11 protein-coding genes are annotated in these 17,055 nt (G+C 44.7%); 6 read left to right on the top strand and 5 right to left on the bottom strand.

The features are described from left to right. Window positions 1–3: 3 nt before the first annotated feature. Genes BW716_RS08585 through BW716_RS08600 form a run of 4 tightly spaced genes read right to left on the bottom strand, consistent with a single transcriptional unit; the run spans window position 4 to window position 5,970 of the window. Complete coding sequence (locus BW716_RS08585; protein WP_235643565.1) at window positions 4–1,098, bottom strand: ATP-binding protein; 1,095 nt, start codon at window positions 1,096–1,098, stop codon at window positions 4–6. 51 nt (window positions 1,099–1,149) lie between these two features. Next, window positions 1,150–1,713: a chemotaxis protein CheB gene (locus BW716_RS08590; RefSeq protein ID WP_083722126.1), complete on the bottom strand. Its 564-nt coding sequence runs from the start codon at window positions 1,711–1,713 to the stop codon at window positions 1,150–1,152. Between the two features lie 18 nt (window positions 1,714–1,731). Continuing rightward, window positions 1,732–2,553 carry a protein-glutamate O-methyltransferase CheR gene (locus BW716_RS08595; protein WP_083722127.1) on the bottom strand — a complete coding sequence of 274 codons (822 nt, stop codon included), beginning with the start codon at window positions 2,551–2,553 and terminating at the stop codon, window positions 1,732–1,734. Between the two features lie 15 nt (window positions 2,554–2,568). After that, entirely contained in the window at window positions 2,569–5,970 is a 3,402-nt protein-coding gene (locus tag BW716_RS08600; protein WP_083722128.1) for a response regulator, read from the bottom strand. 450 nt (window positions 5,971–6,420) lie between these two features. On the opposite strand from BW716_RS08600, the gene BW716_RS08605 reads away from it, so the two are divergent. The 6 genes from BW716_RS08605 to BW716_RS08630 all read left to right on the top strand — a co-directional run bounded on the left by BW716_RS08605 (window position 6,421) and on the right by BW716_RS08630 (window position 16,094). Further along, complete coding sequence (locus BW716_RS08605) at window positions 6,421–6,804, top strand: PleD family two-component system response regulator (RefSeq protein WP_083722129.1); 384 nt, start codon at window positions 6,421–6,423, stop codon at window positions 6,802–6,804. Between the two features lie 47 nt (window positions 6,805–6,851). Then, window positions 6,852–7,979, top strand: a complete 1,128-nt coding sequence (locus BW716_RS08610) for a HEAT repeat domain-containing protein (protein ID WP_083722130.1) — start codon at window positions 6,852–6,854, stop codon at window positions 7,977–7,979. Between the two features lie 6 nt (window positions 7,980–7,985). Next, complete coding sequence (locus BW716_RS08615) at window positions 7,986–9,446, top strand: glycosyltransferase (protein ID WP_083722131.1); 1,461 nt, start codon at window positions 7,986–7,988, stop codon at window positions 9,444–9,446. 8 nt (window positions 9,447–9,454) lie between these two features. After that, a complete protein-coding gene (locus tag BW716_RS08620) occupies window positions 9,455–10,951 on the top strand; it encodes a glycosyltransferase (RefSeq protein WP_083722132.1) in 1,497 nt (498 codons plus the stop codon). A 1-nt stretch (window position 10,952) separates the two neighbouring features. Further along, a complete protein-coding gene (locus BW716_RS08625; protein WP_083722133.1) occupies window positions 10,953–13,820 on the top strand; it encodes a tetratricopeptide repeat protein in 2,868 nt (955 codons plus the stop codon). A gap of 69 nt (window positions 13,821–13,889) precedes the next feature. Further along, window positions 13,890–16,094, top strand: coding sequence for a DUF4838 domain-containing protein (locus BW716_RS08630; protein ID WP_179091049.1), 2,205 nt, complete (start codon window positions 13,890–13,892; stop codon window positions 16,092–16,094). 96 nt (window positions 16,095–16,190) lie between these two features. On the opposite strand, the gene BW716_RS08635 is transcribed toward BW716_RS08630, so the two are convergent. Next, the gene (locus BW716_RS08635) at window positions 16,191–16,835 is read right to left on the bottom strand and encodes a type 1 glutamine amidotransferase domain-containing protein (protein WP_179091050.1); all 645 of its coding nucleotides are present in this window, start codon (window positions 16,833–16,835) and stop codon (window positions 16,191–16,193) included. Between the last annotated feature and the right edge of the window lie 220 nt (window positions 16,836–17,055).

A 17,055-nucleotide genomic window follows, 5' to 3' on the forward strand; every position in this document is an offset into this window, starting at 1 on the left:
AGTTTATCTCCGCCACTGGAAGTAGAAACAGCTACCCTCGCCTAAACGGGATTCCACCCACACCTTGCCTCCCTGTGTTTCCACCAGTAATTTGAGGATATTTAATCCTATCCCTGTGCCTTTGTCATCATCTTTGTCTACCTTTTCAAACAACCTAAAGATTCTTTCATTGTCCTTATCCTCTATGCCAGGACCATTGTCCTTCACATAAAAATTATAAAACTCACCATCCGGTGTACCCCCCACACTGATCTCTGCTAAAGCTTTATCATTATATTTAATCGCATTACTCAGTAAGTTCTGGAATACCTGTTGCAGTTTTTGTCTGCTGGTATGTAATACAGGCAGGTTCGTTCCCATCTGGATGTGTACATGTGCCGGGGGGAACAACAGTTTGATCAACTGCTGCAACAACTCGTTTACATCCACATCTTCTGTCTTGTTGGAGAACTGGTGTTCCTTGCTGTAGTCTAGAATGGCTGTGATCATATCTGCCATCTGGGTAGCGGCATTCACAGACATATCCATATACTCCGTCAGCATAGGGGATACCTTGATCCCATCTTCCTCCTGCATCAGCATCAGCAAACCGGTAATACCGGAAAGCGGTGTTTTCAGATCATGTGCTACCACATGCATAAAGCGCTCCAGCTGTCCATTGATCTGCTCTTTCTCTTTCAGTGTCTGCTTCAGTTCATCCTGATAGAAATATAATTGTTCGAATACATTTACCTTGGCTCTGGTCACATTGATGTCCAGGGGCTTTGACAGATAGTCTACCGCTCCTATTTTAAATCCTTCCAGCACATAGTATTCGTCTTTATTGATGGCTGTCACAAAAATGATGGAGATGTTCCGTGTTTTAGGGTTGGCTTTTAGTAACCGGGCTACTTCAAAACCGTCCATATCCGGCATCTGCACATCCAGCATAATCAACCCAATATCGTCATGCTTTAATACCAACTTCAATGCTTCATTGCCCGATGAAGCCTGTATAAAAGTCCTGTTATCCGCCAGCAGCATCTGTTCCAGCGATAATAAATTCTCCAATCTATCGTCTACAAGCAGGATGGTAAATTTTTTAGTCATAATACTCATGGGCTCTCTTTTAACGGCTAGTCTTATTTATATATACGAAGAAAACATTACTCACGGTTCATTAATTATAAATTTTATTATATCTTCAACTGACAGTACTTGAATCCCTTTGCACATTTCTATAGCGGCCAGTGGCATCGCCTCGAACGCGGCAGTAGCCGGATCCTGTACAATGCCGGTACCGCCTGCAGCGATAATATCGTACATACCTGCGGCGCCGTCTTTGTTGGCTCCACTCAATAAAATGGCCAGTGCGCTGCTGCCATATACCTCTGCCACACAGCTAAATGTCATGTCAATTGAAGGCCGGCTATAATTGACCAGTTCTGAATAATCCAGCATAAAGGTCTTATCAGCTTCCAGCATCAGGTGATAATTTTGTGGTGCCAGATAAATGTTGCGGGGTTTTACAGCTTCTTTATCTTCAGGTTCAATAATTCTTCTTTTGTTGGATAGTAACCGGCCCATTTCACTCTGCACATTGCGGAGCCGGTGCAATACGATAACAACAGGCGTCTGCACATAATCGGGCAATGCATCGAGAATGCTGGTTAATACAGCGATGCTACCGGCTGACCCTCCGATTGTGATAATATCGTACTTTTTGTTCTTCATAAATTTACAACATCCGGTTTATCCTTTTCTACGGTAAATTTTATGAGCCGCATGTATTGTTTCAAATTTTTCATGGATGCTGGCAAACCTCATCGTTTCTTTGATCCCCATGGCCAGGTAGCCGCGTGGAGAGAGGCTATCATAGAATAATTGCAATACGTGGTTCTGCAGTTCCCTGTTGAAATATATAAATACATTCCGGCAACAAATGAGCTGGAACTCATTAAATACTGTATCTGTGACCAGGTTGTGCTGAAAAAAGGTAATGTGTTTACGAAGTTCCTTTTTGATCAGAACATTGTCATACCTGGCTGTATAATAATTTGAAAAATCGCCTAACCCTCCTGATTGAATGTAATTATACACATAGTCTTTCATATTATCCAGTGGCAGGATGCCCATGTTCGCCTTTTCAAGGTTCATCGGGTTGAGGTCAGTTGCATATATTTTAGTTCTACCAAGGAGCCCGGCCTCATGTAGCAGGATTGCCATAGAAAATACCTCCTCTCCGGTAGAACAACCGGCATGCCATATTTTAATATTCGGATACGCCGCCAGCTTGGGAAGTACCTGTGTCCGCAATGTTTGGTAAAACAGGGGATCGCGGAACATTTCCGTCACGTTTACAGTGATAAACTGAACCAGCCGGTTAAAAAAGTTTGCATCATTGACCAGCTTATACTTCAGTTCAAATACAGTAGCTATCCCGGTATAGCTCATAAAACGAACAATACGGCGCTTGAGTGATGCCAGCGCATAACCGGTGAAATCATATCCGTATTGCAGCTTTATAATATTAACAATATCGACGAAATCTGCATTAGATATGTCTTCCTTCATAGAAACGTTACAAGGTTATACCATCCAAACATGCATTAATGATAAAAGTTTACTGCTGTCGATGGGCTTTGCTATATAATCTGATGCTCCAGCGGCAATACATTTTTCTCTGTCCCCCGCCATAGCTTTTGCAGTTAGTGCAATTACCGGCAGATTTTGATAACGAGGATTAGCTCTGATGTGGCGCATGGCTTCGTAGCCATCCATTTCCGGCATCATGATATCCATTAGTACTAACCGAATATCAGGATTTTCTTCCAATCTTTCAAGTGCTTCTTTTCCATCGGCAGCTGTCACGACATCCATACCATGTCCAGCCAACAATGCACTCAGGGAAAATACATTTCGCATGTCATCATCAGCCAGTAGCACTTTCAGTCCATCCAGGTTCCTTTCTGTTTTAGGAGCTCTGTCTGAAGGCTTTTGAGAATCAGACGCAGTCAGTTTGTACAGGAAGAGTTCAAGTTCGTCCATCAACCGGTCTCCGGAGAAGGTGGAGTTTCGGACGATGGCAGCAGCGTTCTTCTTCAGCGCCAGCTCATCGGCTTCTGAAATGTCGTGATCGAGATAGACGATCACCGGCACGTCTCTGGCAGTGCTGATCTGCTTGAGTTGGTTCAGCCTTGCTATGCTTTCTGAAATATCTGTACCGGCATCGAGTACGATCCCGTCATATTGATGGGATTGTAGTTCCAGGGCAGCTTCCCCCAGTGTTTTCACCAGGTGGTACTGGGTTTGTAACTGCCTTTCGTCACTCAGTGATTGCAGGAAAGGGTGATGGAGTAATACCCCGTCTGAGATTACGAGCACCTTTTTCAGTCTGGCTTCCAGCTGGGAGCTGATACCATTGAAGACACTCTCCAGGTCGGTCACCTGCAGTGGCTTCTGCGTATATCCCTCTACTTTATCACGTACCTGCAGAGAGATCTCTCCGGCAGATACTACGTGTACGAGTATATGTTTCAGCTCTTCATTGTTCTTCAGGATCTTGAGGATACTGCTGCCATCTATCAATGGCAGGTTCATATCTAATATAATAGCCGCTGGCAGGAACTTGCGGGCGAAGAACAGGCCATCATTACCATTCAGGGCAACGATGGTTTTGAATCCTTTCTGCCGCGCGAAGTCACGGAGGATGGAGGCAAAGTTGGCATCGTCTTCGACGATGAGAATGAGTTTATCCTGTTTGCCCAATGCATTACGATCGTCATCTACCAATTGTTCTTCAGGTGGGGCTATTTCTCTTACCATTACAGGCGCTTCCTTTACAATAGCAGGAGCAGGTGATGCATTCGAAACCGCATTGGTGCCGGTCTGCATCACAATCGTAAAGGTGCTGCCATGACCTTCAGTGCTGAATAACCTGATTTCTCCACCCAGGCGTTTCATCAGTTCCTTGCTTATGCTCAGTCCCAGGCCGGTACCACCGTATTTACGGCTGGTAGAGCCATCAGCCTGGCGGAAGGCTTCGAATATCAATTGTTGTTTATCAGCAGGAATACCGGTTCCGGTATCTGATACAGCGATGTGCAGGCCATCGGGGTGCAGGGTCCAGGCCAGTTCGATGGTGCCGTCTTTCGGCGTAAATTTAAAGGCATTGGAAAGCAGGTTTTTAATGACCTGTTCCAGGCGCTGGCCATCCGTTTGTATCATGGCTGGTACAGCAGGATCTATGTTGGTAATGAAGTTGATATGCTTTTCATCTGCAACGACATGAAAGAGTTGTTCCAGGTCGCTGGTAATACTCCTGACAGCTACGGGTTCGATATTCATCTCTACCTTTCCTGCTTCAATTTTGGAGAGATCCAGGATATCGTTGATGAGTTTGAGCAGGTCGGAGCCGGATTTGTGAATGATACTGGCGTATTCCATCTGCTTTGGACTCAGGTTTTGTTCCTTATTTTCTTCCAGCAGGCGGGCCAGGATCAGCACACTATTCAGAGGAGTACGCAGTTCGTGCGACATATTTGCCAGGAATTCAGATTTATAGGTACTGCTTTGCTCCAGTTCTTCTGCTTTTTTAGACAATTCCTGTCTTGCCATTTCAAGGGCTTTGTTCTGCACGCTAATTTCATCGTTTACCTGGCGCAGTTCTTCTTCCTGAACTCTTAGTTCCTCTTCAGAAGCCTGCAGGATTTCGGACTGGCGGGTCAGTTCTTCGTTGGATTGACGTAATTCTTCCTGCTGGGTTTCGAGTATTTCTTTCTGGTCCTGTACCCTGGTGAGTAGTTCCAGTACTTTCTTGCGGGAGGCAGCCGCGTTGACAGCTACGGCTGTGGCGTGAGCGGTATTGCGCAGCAATTCCATGGCCCTTTCAGAAAGCGGGGTAAATGAAACGAGTTCTATCAACCCTACCAGGTCGTTATCATGCCACAGGGGCAGGCATATAACAATACCGGGGGTATTGTTGCCTGTGGCAGATTCAAGTCGCCAATAGCTGGCCGGAATATCTTTGACAACTGTCAGTTCTTTGTGGGTGGCAGCTTCACCGGTGATGCCTTCATTCAATGCATAGAATTTTTTAACAGTGGCAGGCAGTCCTTTGCCGGCACAAAGTTTCAGCAGTTTATTATCCACATCATAACAATAGAAAGCGCCACCGGGAAGGTCAAGATAATTGACCAGGGCTTGTAGATTTTTATAGGCGAGGGTGTCAATAACGGCATCCCCCTGCAAGCTTTCATTGATCAGGCTCATACCGGTGAGCAGCCAGTTGTTGGCATTTGCATTTTGATTGAGTGTTTCCGTTTCCTCTAATTTTACCTGCAATTCTTTTTGGGCTTTGAAGCGGATGTTAAACTCCCGGAAGGAGATGGTCATGAGTATGATAGCTACAAGCAGGATAAAGGCTGTATTAAGAATGAGGGCTGTAAAGGCAACCTCAACGTTTTCTATATTTGCCCCGTTTCTGTTGGCAAGCAGCAGTCGTTCTTCGACAATCATATCCTGGAAATCATTATGAATTTTTTCCAGCATTGCCCGCTCTTCTTTTGTGATTTCCATGGCATGGGAAAACACAAAACTGGTATCGTGCCTCACTCCCAGCCCTTCCCAATAATTTAGGATTCCTATCAATTCTTTTTCTATGGCAATCGTTCTTTTGAGCTGGCTGGCATTGTCCATCACCCTTTTACGGAGGTCGTAAAAGGCTGGCAATATTTTTGGACGTATATCGAAGTAAGGGTCAAGGTATTTGAACTCATGAGTGTTCCTGTAGGCGGTTCCTGCAGATTCGATTTCGTAAATATATTTGTTGATACGTTGTGCAGTCGTAATGACTTCATAGGATTGTTCGACCCATTCGGCCTGTGAGCGTTGTTTCTTGAAAGTAATGTAGGTAAAGACACCCCCTCCTATTACCAATAATATGGCGAAAGAGAAGCCTAGATACAGACGTGTTCTTAAGGAGTTCTTCATAGTTAACAAATATAATACAGATTCGATATAGTAAGGGCACTATAAGGGCATCAAAAGGTCACTTCAATATCCTTTGGATAATGAGATGCCCTATTGGAGACCTTATAATAATGAGTTTGTGATACGGCTTACGTATATAAATCTCAATTATATGGCTATAATTCCTTTGTTGGTAGTAATTTGCAGCTATATTCGAGTGCATAAAATCGTAAACAGAACATTTACCGCCCCGAATAATTTTAAATAATTTATAATGTTAAAAAATTAACGAATCGTTTGCAAAAAGGTGAAAACCTTTAGGGGTGATTTCGAGTATATATGGGTAAGCCATTAGTAGACCATGCAAAATCGCCTGCACTTCAACAAAAACGTGAACAATTTTTTATCATACACTAAAAACATACGGTTGTACATCCCGTACCGCCATTCATCAAAAATAAAAGCCAATATATGAGTAGTAAAATTCTGCTTATTGAAGATGATGAAGTGATGCCGAAGATTGTAGAAAGGATCCTGCACAAAGAAGAATACAAGATTGAACATGTGACGAATGGCAAGGAAGCCTTCCAGAAGCTGGAGGATACCAACTACGACTTTGATCTTATCATTACTGATATTATGATGCCATATGCCAATGGTTTCGAAATACTCAGTAAAGTAAAAAACCGTAAAGAGGGTAAACCAATTCCCGTGATTATTGTTTCTAATGCAGGGAACGAAGATATCATCCTCGAAGGCTTCAAACTGGGAGCTGACGATTTTATGAAAAAGCCGGTGATACCCGGAGAGTTATTGATCAGGGTAAAAAGGCTTCTGATGCAATATAGCCGGTAATTACCGTTGGATATTCTATGTGACTGATGACCAATTGACCAATCCTTATGGAATTTAGCTTTTACGAATTCAGGTATGCTCCCCTGAGTATACAGATTGCATCCACTTTTATTGTTGTTGCCATTGTGTGTACGTTCTTTGCGTACCTCTCTATACTGGTCGGCAGGTACAAAGCCTACCGCCAGTCAGAAAGGTTGAAGAACCTGCACCCGATCATCGATGACCAGCTCATGGAGCACATCCTCCTGAATGAAGAGCTGGCCAGCGACGTGCCTGCCGACCATGTACAACTTCCTCTTGAAAGCTTTCAACAACCCATATTTGAAAAGAAATGGGCCCGTCAGGCGCTCATTGACCGTCTCATCCATTATAGAAATAATGTAAGAGGGGCGATGGGGGAACAATTGCGTAACCTGTACATTCAGCTGGATCTGGACAAGGATTCCCTGAAGAAAATGAAATCCCCTAAATGGGAAAGAAAGGTGCAGGCGCTGGCAGAGCTGAGCAACATGAACATGTCTATTGCTGACGTAAGCATCCTTCCGCTTACGAACAGTAATAACCGTGAGCTTCGTGCCGCTGCGCGTCATGCTTATATCAAGCTGAGTAAAAACGAGCCGTTCAAGTTCTTTGATGTGGTGACAGAGCCCCTGCTGCTCTGGGACCAGGTAGAGCTCTTTAAGATCATCTCTACAACTGAGCACATTACTATTCCCAATTTTGCACAATGGATCACTTATTCTTCCAATAAATCGATTGTATCTTTCTGTCTGAAGCTGGTGGTGCATTATAATCAGTTAAGTGCCGTGCCTGCTGTAATCAGACTGCTGGATACCAAAGATCATTATGTTCGCGCCGATGCTATTAACTGTCTGGGTAAGATGAAGATTGAAGATGTGGAAGAGAAACTTGTACATATGTATAACAGCCAGCCTCTCAATTGCCGGCTGGAAATACTGAAGGCACTCGGTAGGATCAGTAGTGGAAAGTATGTAGATTTTCTGCGTCAGGAATTCCTGCACGCCACCGATTTCGAAGTTCGTAAACATGCTGCCAAATCTCTCATCAACAATAAATGGGCGGCCAAAGGACTGATACAGGAGCTGATTGATACTGCTACGTCAGAAAACAAGCTGATCCTGAAACATAGCATGAACCCGTTAATAAAATTCTAGTTGTGAATGGATAATATCTGGGAAACTCTCGGACGAATATATGAGAATAGCGTTTTCATTTATGGTTCAATACTGCTGGTAACATACGCCTTGCTGGCTATCTTCTCAATGATATCCGTACGTGCATATGCCAAGAGGGACAATGCGGATCAGCTGAATACATTGCTCAGCTCTCCATTAGCCCCTGGCATTACCGTGCTGGCACCTGCCTTCAATGAAGGTCTTACCATTATATTTAATGTACGCTCACTGCTCACGATGAACTACCCCCGATATGAGATTATCATTGTCAATGATGGTAGTACGGATGACAGTCTGCAACAAATGATCGATGAGTTTGAGCTGGTGGAAGTTGACTTCGCCTACAATGCAAAGATCCAGACCAAGCCGGTACGCAAGATCTTTAAATCGTCGAATCCTGCCTACGCCAAACTGATGGTGATAGACAAAGTGAATGGTAAAAGTAAGGCCGATGCTGTGAATGCAGGTATCAATGCCGCTAGTTATCCTCACTTTGTATGTACAGACGTGGATTGTATTCTGGATAAAAACACCCTGCTGGAACTGATCAAACCGGTGATGCAGGAAGAGAAAAAACGGGTAATCGCAACAGGTGCTACCCTCCGTATTGCGAACTCCTGTGAGTTCGACCAGGGTGTGATGACCCGTATGCGGCCTCCGCGACAGCTCCTCCCCCGCTTCCAGGAAGTGGAATATATTCGTGCATTCGTGTTAGGTAAAATGGGGTGGACCCTGCTCAACTGCGTTCCGAATGTATCAGGTGGTCTCGGCCTTTTTGATAAGGAAATCGCGATACGCAGCGGGGGCTATGACCATAGTTCCTTTGGGGAAGACATGGAGCTGATGACACGTATGTGCCGCTATGCACATGACAACAAGATTGACTACGCTATCCGCTATATACCAAAGACTCTCTGCTGGACAGAAGCACCTGTGACCGTTAAGATCTTTAACCGCCAGCGTACCCGCTGGGCCAGAGGTCTTGCACAGCTGATGTATGCCCACTTCGGGATGTTCTTTAATCCAAAGTATGGCAGAATGGGGATGATCATTTTCCCGTACAACTTCTTCTTTGAGCTGCTGGCGCCAATCATTGAGTTCACTGGTATCATCTACTATATTGTAATGACCATCTTCGGCCTCATCAACTGGCCTACGGCACTGATATTACTATTATTTGTATATACGTATTCGGTAATGATCACAACCATCGCTATCCTATGGGATCAGCTATCGTTTAAATATTACCGGACGTGGAAGGAAGTCGCTTTTCTGTGTACCACACCATTCATGGAATTCTTCCTCTATCATCCGCTGATCGTGATTTTTGCCCTTCGTGGATATTGGTATTTCCTGACAGGGAAGAAAAGTACCTGGGGCAACATGCAGCGACGCGGGTTTCAGCAAACACCTAAACCAGCTGCTACAGCAGCTACAGCTAAATAAATACGCCAGTGGAACTGATAAGAAATTTTTACGAAGGCTTTGTGTTCATTTATGGTTGTACAATGCTGTTCATGTATGCGTTGCTGGCATTCCTTTCCCTGAGAGGCATCCGGAAATTCCAGCGTAAGAACAGCTATGTAGATTATACCAAGATGCTGCAGTCACCGCTGGCACCCGGTATTTCTATTATAGCTCCGGCGTTCAATGAGGCGGTGACTATTATTCAGAACGTACGCTCGCTGCTTACGCTCAAATATCCCACCTTTGAGGTGATCATCGTGAACGATGGCAGTACGGATGATACGCTTCAGAAACTGATCAATGAGTTTGAGCTGGTGGAAATAGACTTTGCTTACAATGCGCGCATCAACTGTAAACCCGTAAAGCGCCTGTTTAAATCGACCAACACGGCTTATGACAAGCTTGTAGTGATCGACAAGATAAATGGTAAAAGTAAGGCAGATGCTTCCAATGCGGGTATCAATGCCGCTGCTTACAACTACTTCCTCTGTACGGACGTGGACTGTATCATTGAGAAGGATACCCTGATGCGCATGATCAAGCCTTTCATGGATGAAGAGCACCATAAGATCAAAGAAATTGGTGAGCCTTGTCCTGAGTGTGGTTTTGTACATGTGAAAGAAGACAGTATCCGTGTAATTGCAACAGGGGCTACTCTCCGTATTGCCAACAGCTGTGAAATTGACGAAGGGGTGATCACCCGTGTACGTCCACCGGAAAAGTGGCTGCCACGTTTCCAGGAAATGGAGTACCTGCGTGCTTATGTACTTGGTAAAATGGGGTGGAGTGTGATCAACTGTGTGCCGAACGTATCTGGTGGCCTGGGTTTGTTTGACAAGGAAATCGCGATCAAAGCCGGTGGTTACGACAGTAAATCATTTGCGGAAGATATGGATATCATTACACGTATGTGTACGTACATGATTGACAATAATCTGAAGTACGCCATCCGTTACATTCCTACAACACAATGCTGGACGGAGGGTCCTCCAAACATGAAAGTATTCAGCCGTCAGCGTACCCGCTGGGGTCGCGGTCTGGCAGAGATCATCACGATACACAGAAAGGTCATCTTCAATCCCCGTTACAAACAGTTGGGGATGGTCGTATTACCGTACAACCTGTTCTTCGAATTCCTTGCTCCCATTATCGAATTTACAGGGATCATTTATTATATCTACCTCATTATTACCAACCAGATCAACTGGCAATATGCATTGATACTGCTGGCGTTCGTGTACTTCTATTCTGTGATGATCACGACACTCGCAATATTATGGGACCATAAGACCTATCAATACTACCGTACCTGGAGAGAGGTATTGGGGCTGGCACTCATGGCTTTTATTGAACCTTTCATATACCATCCGCTCATCGTATTCTTTGCCCTGCGAGGTTATTTCAACTTCCTTACGGGTAAGAAACACACATGGGGAAATATGCAGCGTCAGGGATTTGGTAAGAAAAAACCTGCAAACACGTAAGATGATGTCTCTTTTTAAACATATACTATCAGGTATCCTGATATGCCTGTCCTTACAGGTAGAAGCGCAATTATTTAAGAAAGGCCCGGATGCGGACGACCTCTATAATGAGGCGGTGAAAGAAACTAAAGCGCAACATTATGCAAAAGCGATAGAGCTGTCTAAGGCTGCGCTGGCAAAAAGGCCTGAGTTCACTGATCAGGAATTGCTGCTGGGCAGGTTGTATATGCTCACTGGTCAGACAGAACAAGCACGTAAGCATGTAAAAGCAGTACTGACCAAAGATCCGTTGTACAGAGATGCCTACCTGTATGCGATCAATATAGAGTTGGGCGCAAAGAAATATGATGAAGCAGAGTGCTATGTAGATGAAGGATTGTACCACTTTCCTGCAGACAGAGACCTGATGCTGAAAAAGCTGGGTATACTGGATGCCGGTGAAAACTTCTTCCAGGGCGGCATCTATGCGACGTCATTATTAGAAAAATATTCTTCCGATACTGTAGTGACCCGTGCTTATACCGGCCACTATATGCAGGCAGGCCACTTTTACCAGGTAAGAGGTAACCAGCCACTGGCACAGCAGAATTATGAAAGAGCACTGCTGGTAGATCCGAATAACAGGGAAGCAAAAGAGGCAATCACCAGTATGTATATCCGTAGTGGCAGCTATACCAGCGCCATGGAACGGATCAATGCAGAACTGGCAACGAATCCGGGTTCTTATGACCTGATGATGCGTAAACTGGGGTTGTTGCAGGATACACATGACTATGCCGGCGCACTGGCATACTTACAGATCATACTGAAAAGATTCCCGAACGATGGTAAAGCACGTAGTATAGATGCACCATTACGTATGGAAGCTGCTGCGTGGTATGCCAATACAGATCCTTACTTATTGTATGAAGGTGTGCTGGAAAAGAATCCCGGCAACCGTGAAGCACTGGATAAAGTAATTGGGTTAAGCATGTCTCGTGGTGCATATCGCGAGGCGCTGGCATGGATAAACCGTGGGTTGAAAAATAGCCCGAATGATCAGCGCCTGCTGGCACTGAAAATGGATGTACTGGAAAGCGACCGGAAATTCACTGAAGCCGCTGCGCTGGCAGAAAAACTGCGTCAGAGCAATCCGGGGAATGCGGATCTGAAAAGCAGGTATACTGCCCTGAAAATAGCCAGTGGCAGGGATTATCTGTCACAGCAGCAGTACGACCTGGCATTGTCTGAATTCAACAAAGCGTTACAGGCAGATCCTAAAGATACCGCTGCGCTGGACATGACTGCAAATACGTACATCATCCAGAAGGATAACGTACGTGCGTTGCAGGTGTTAGATAAAGCACTACAAACATATCCAAATAATACCCGCTTCCTCATAAAGAAGAGCAGTGTACTGGCGGACATGGGACAATATGATGAAGCGGCAGCGATTGCATCCCAACTGCTGGAACGTAATCCGGGTGATGAACGCTATCAGGCGAACCTTGTGGATTTACGTCTTACAGCGGGTCGTATCCTGATGCAATCAGAAGAGTATGATATGGCAGCAGGGCAATTCAGGGCAGTACTGGCAGAACAGCCGAACAACCCTGATGCTATGAACTACCTCATCAATATGGAAACTGCGGTAGGGCAACCAGACAGCGCATTGCTCTATGCTGATCAGGGATTGAAATATTATCCTGATAATAAAGATCTTTTACTGAAGAAAGCAGGTGTATTAACCAGTTTACACAGGTATAATGAATCGAATGACATCACCTATCAGCTGATGCAGCGTTATCCATTTACCGTGAAATACCGGAATGCCTATACAGAAGGTTTATTGTCACTCGGCACATCCTATCAGCGGAACAGTCAGCCGGATAGCGCACTGGCAGTATTCAAACAGGTACTGGCAGTGAACAGACGTGATTCATTGGGTTTATTGTATAGCATTAATCTGCTGAATGGTAAACAACAATATGATAGTGCACTGGTATATGCAAATGAAGGGATCAGGTACTATCCTAATAATGATGCTTTTGTACAAAAGCGTGCTGTGACCCTTGAGAATAAAAAGGAATGGGTGGCGGCAGCCGCAGCTGCGGATTCTGTAGTATTGTTGAAGAATAACCCGGTGAATGTGGATTATGCAGACTACCTGAAGAGTAAAACGCTGAAGAATCAGTTTGGCATGTATTACCTGCATACCAATTATGATTATTCTGATACGAAATACAACATTGCAACACTGGAATACCGTCACTATATACCGCGCGGTTCCTGGGCTGCCAGGCTGAACTATGCAGGTCGTACACAGGGTACGGGGCTGATGGGTGAAGCGGAGATCTATTATAACCATACGCCTAAGATGTATTCTTATGGTCTGGTGAACTACTCCAATGGGATTGTGTTTCCACAGCTCAGACTGGGGTACTCCCTGTTCAAAACCTTCAGGCATAATATAGAAGGGGAACTGGGGCTGCGCTATTTAAAAGGAGATAGTATCAACAGTATATCAGGGCTCGCTTCTGTGGCTAAAACATGGAAGGATTTCTGGGTAAACTTCAGGGCGTACTTTATCAGCGACTCGCCTAACTTCTATACCTCCTTTAACCTGACGAGCAGGTATTATATGAACCGCAACCAGGATTATCTCATGTTTGTGGCAGGGTTGGGTACATCGCCGGATGATAAGAGCCGGTTGGTGCAGTTCCCGAAACTGGCCGGGTTATTGACACGAAGTGTGGGCGCCGGTTATATGAAGACATTCAAATACCGGACTACAGTTGGACTGAATGCCACCTGGATCAATCAGAAGATTACTGATACGGACTTCCAGAACCAATATGATCTTTATATAACTTTACAACGTAAGTTTTAAATATACTGACTCCCTCCCTGATACGGAGGGAGTTTTTTTTCAGTCTAATTTTAAATTTTCATGTTCAGAATGATGCACTCATTGTTATTAGCATTGACCCTTTTTTCATGTCAGTCTACGGTTTCCCGGATAGATCTGAAGAAGCATGTGATAGTGTTACCCGTAGAACCGACAAAGAATGAAACGCATGCAGGGTCCGTATTGCAGGATTATGTGAAGCGGATATCGGGGGTGACATTGGCTATTGTAAAAGAGAACAGTTACCAGAAGAATCAGGCGGCGATCTTTGTGGGGAATACGGAGCAAGGGGTTTCTTTTGGTAAATTAAAAGGAGAAGGATTTATAATTGCGTCTGATGCGAAGAATGTATATATCAAAGGCGGTACAGGAAAAGGTGTGGTGTATGGGGTGTATACATTAATAGAGAAATACTTTGGCGCACGGAAATATGCGGAGGGGCCGGCTTTTATACCAGCATCAAAAGATGTTAGCGTGCCGCAGCAGTTGATGGATAAGGAGGAACCGACACTGGTGTACAGGGAGACGTATTACCCCGCTGCGTTTGACAATGAATTCCTGGAATGGCATAAGCTGCATAGATTTGAAGATCTGTGGGGGGTATGGGGGCATTCATTCTTTAAGATTGTGCCACCAAAGACTTATTTTTCTGCACATCCGGAATACTATGCATTGGTAGATGGGAAGAGACAGGCTACGCAGTTGTGTCTGAGTAATGAGGGGGTGTTTAAAGTAACGGTGGATTATTTACGGCATGCGATTGCTGATAACCCGGATGCTTTGTATTGGTCGATTGCGGCAGAAGATGGAGGGGGATTTTGTACCTGTGATCAGTGTAGCAAGGTGAATAAGGACGAAGGGAGTGCGGCTGGAACATTGATCCGGTTTATTAACAGAGTAGCTGCTCAATTTCCGGATCAGCATTTTACGACACTGGCGTATACCTATACCGCAAAGGCGCCATTAAAGACGAAGCCAGCTGCTAATGTGTATATTATGCTGAGTAGCATTGATGCTTACAGGCAGGAGCCATTGAGCACGATTCCTTCTGCAGCGGATTTCAGGAAGAACCTTGAAAGCTGGGGGGCATTGACAGATAATCTCTTTGTATGGGATTATACAACGCAGTTTACGAATTACCTGGCGCCATTTCCTGATTACAATAATTTACAGCCGAACTTACAATATATGACTGCGCATAAAGTGCGTGGGGTGTTCTCACAGGGAAGTGGGGATACGTATGGGGATATGGGGGCTTATAATGCTTATTTGCAGGCTCAATTATTGTGGGATCCTTCGGTGGATGCAGCGGCGGTTACGAAGGATTTTTTTAACGGGTATTATGGTAAAGCGGGTGCGGCTATGTTGGAATATGTGCAGGCGTTAAGTGAGTCTAAGGCGCAGTTGGATATTTATGGAAATCCTGTGGCAAGTGCAAAGAACTATTTATCGCCGGAGGCTATTGATAAATATTCTACCATTTTGGATAAAGCAGAGGCAGCGGTAGAAGATCCATATTTAAAGAGAGTATATAATGCAAGATTAGGGCTGGAATATTGTGTGCTACAGCAGTCACGTTTCTTTGGAACGGATAAGTATGGGTATTTACAGGCTTCCGGAAATGGGTATGTGGTGAATCCACGCTGGCCTGAGCGGGTGAAGAAATTTGTGGCGCAGTGTAAGGTGGCGGGTGTAAAGGAGATATCAGAGGGAGGTGCTTCGCCGGATGCGTATCAGCAGGAATGGGATAGTATTTTTTCGAAGAAGTGGGTGAATAGCCTGGCGTTTGGTGCGAAAGTGACATTGGTGAATCCGCCATCGGATGAATATCCGGCAAAGAGAGAAAGGACGCTGACGGATGGGTTATTGGGTACGAAAGATTTTAGTATTAACTGGTTGTTTATTTATGGAAAAGATCTGGTGGCGACGATAGATTTAGGGGGAGAAAAGACGGTGAATACAGTACAGATGAATTTCCTGAATGATCCAAGGCATTATATATTTAATCCTGCTACGATTACCGTGGAGACATCTGTGGATGGTGTGCATTTTACACCTGCGGGTACGCAGAAGAGTGCTTTTCCTGCAGAAGAGGATTATACAACGAGTATTAATACGTTTAAGTTTGGATTGTCAGCAGTGCATGCGAGGTACGTGAGGGTGACTGGGCAGTGTCAGGCTGCGGTGCCGGGGTGGCGGGGAGCGCCGGCTACGAAGAAGGCTTCGGTGTGTTGTGATGAAGTGTATGTATTTTAAAAATAGAAGTTTATGTATTCTAAATATTACAAAGGGTCGGTGCAATGCACCGACCCTTTGTAATTCTGCAGCCAGTAATTGCTTCGCAATCATTGGCTATATTTTAAAATGCACATAATAATTACTTTCTAATTGCTCTATCACTGCTTCCGCCGTTTCTACAGCCGCGGCTGCATTCCGGCCTGTGATAATATTTTCATCCGTCACGACCTTTTCTCCTTTATAAAATACGGCGCCGATTTCTTTCAATCTTGTTTCCAAAGGGAAAGGGACTTCTCCTTTTTCTTCATCATTTGAAATTGCCGTAATATTCTTCCCTGCGAGTAAGCTCATTCCACTCTTATCTTTTGAACAACACAACCCTGCCACCCCGTGTGCCACAGCCGCGATGGGCTTATGCGCCTTGTTGAAATCCTGCAATAAACCATTCAGTTCCTTATTATCTACCAGGTCCCACATTGCTCCTCTCCCACCTGCAATAAAGATGGAATCAAAATCCTCGGCACTCACCTCAGACAACCTGAGCGAGTTGGCCAGCCAGTAGACGACGTCCTGATCAGCCAATAACTGTTGGTGTTGCTCTGCGGTTGGATCTAAGGTAACCCGGCCACCTTTGGGTGAAGCGACCTGAACTTCTGCGCCGGTTTCGATAAATGCATAGTAAGGGGCTGCCAGTGTATCAAGCCATAGACCTGTGTTACCTGGCTGATGGTGGGTTGTGGTTACTAACAATATCTTCATAAGCATTTGTTTTTGAAGCAAATACTGCTGCAATAATAATGCCCCGGAGGGGTGCTCCGGGGCATTGGATTGTTAAAGAACTGCAATTATTTAAAAGGTACTTATTTAAGGTTGATTAGGTTAAGATTACTTATTATGAAGTTGCCTTGCTTTAGGATTACTTATTTTAAGGCGGCTTGTTTTTAAGATTACTTATTGCAAGGCGACTTATTTTAAGACG

Source organism: [Flexibacter] sp. ATCC 35208 (assembly GCF_001975825.1).
GTDB lineage: Bacteria > Bacteroidota > Bacteroidia > Chitinophagales > Chitinophagaceae > Chitinophaga.

Coding starts and splice junctions, on each gene's coding strand:
- BW716_RS08585 (WP_235643565.1), bottom strand. CDS start 1,098: ATGAGTATTATGACTAAAAAATTTACCATCCTGCTTGTAGACGATAGA.
- BW716_RS08590 (WP_083722126.1), bottom strand. CDS start 1,713: ATGAAGAACAAAAAGTACGATATTATCACAATCGGAGGGTCAGCCGGT.
- BW716_RS08595 (WP_083722127.1), bottom strand. CDS start 2,553: ATGAAGGAAGACATATCTAATGCAGATTTCGTCGATATTGTTAATATT.
- BW716_RS08600 (WP_083722128.1), bottom strand. CDS start 5,970: ATGAAGAACTCCTTAAGAACACGTCTGTATCTAGGCTTCTCTTTCGCC.
- BW716_RS08605 (WP_083722129.1), top strand. CDS start 6,421: ATGAGTAGTAAAATTCTGCTTATTGAAGATGATGAAGTGATGCCGAAG.
- BW716_RS08610 (WP_083722130.1), top strand. CDS start 6,852: ATGGAATTTAGCTTTTACGAATTCAGGTATGCTCCCCTGAGTATACAG.
- BW716_RS08615 (WP_083722131.1), top strand. CDS start 7,986: ATGGATAATATCTGGGAAACTCTCGGACGAATATATGAGAATAGCGTT.
- BW716_RS08625 (WP_083722133.1), top strand. CDS start 10,953: ATGATGTCTCTTTTTAAACATATACTATCAGGTATCCTGATATGCCTG.
- BW716_RS08630 (WP_179091049.1), top strand. CDS start 13,890: ATGATGCACTCATTGTTATTAGCATTGACCCTTTTTTCATGTCAGTCT.
- BW716_RS08635 (WP_179091050.1), bottom strand. CDS start 16,835: ATGAAGATATTGTTAGTAACCACAACCCACCATCAGCCAGGTAACACA.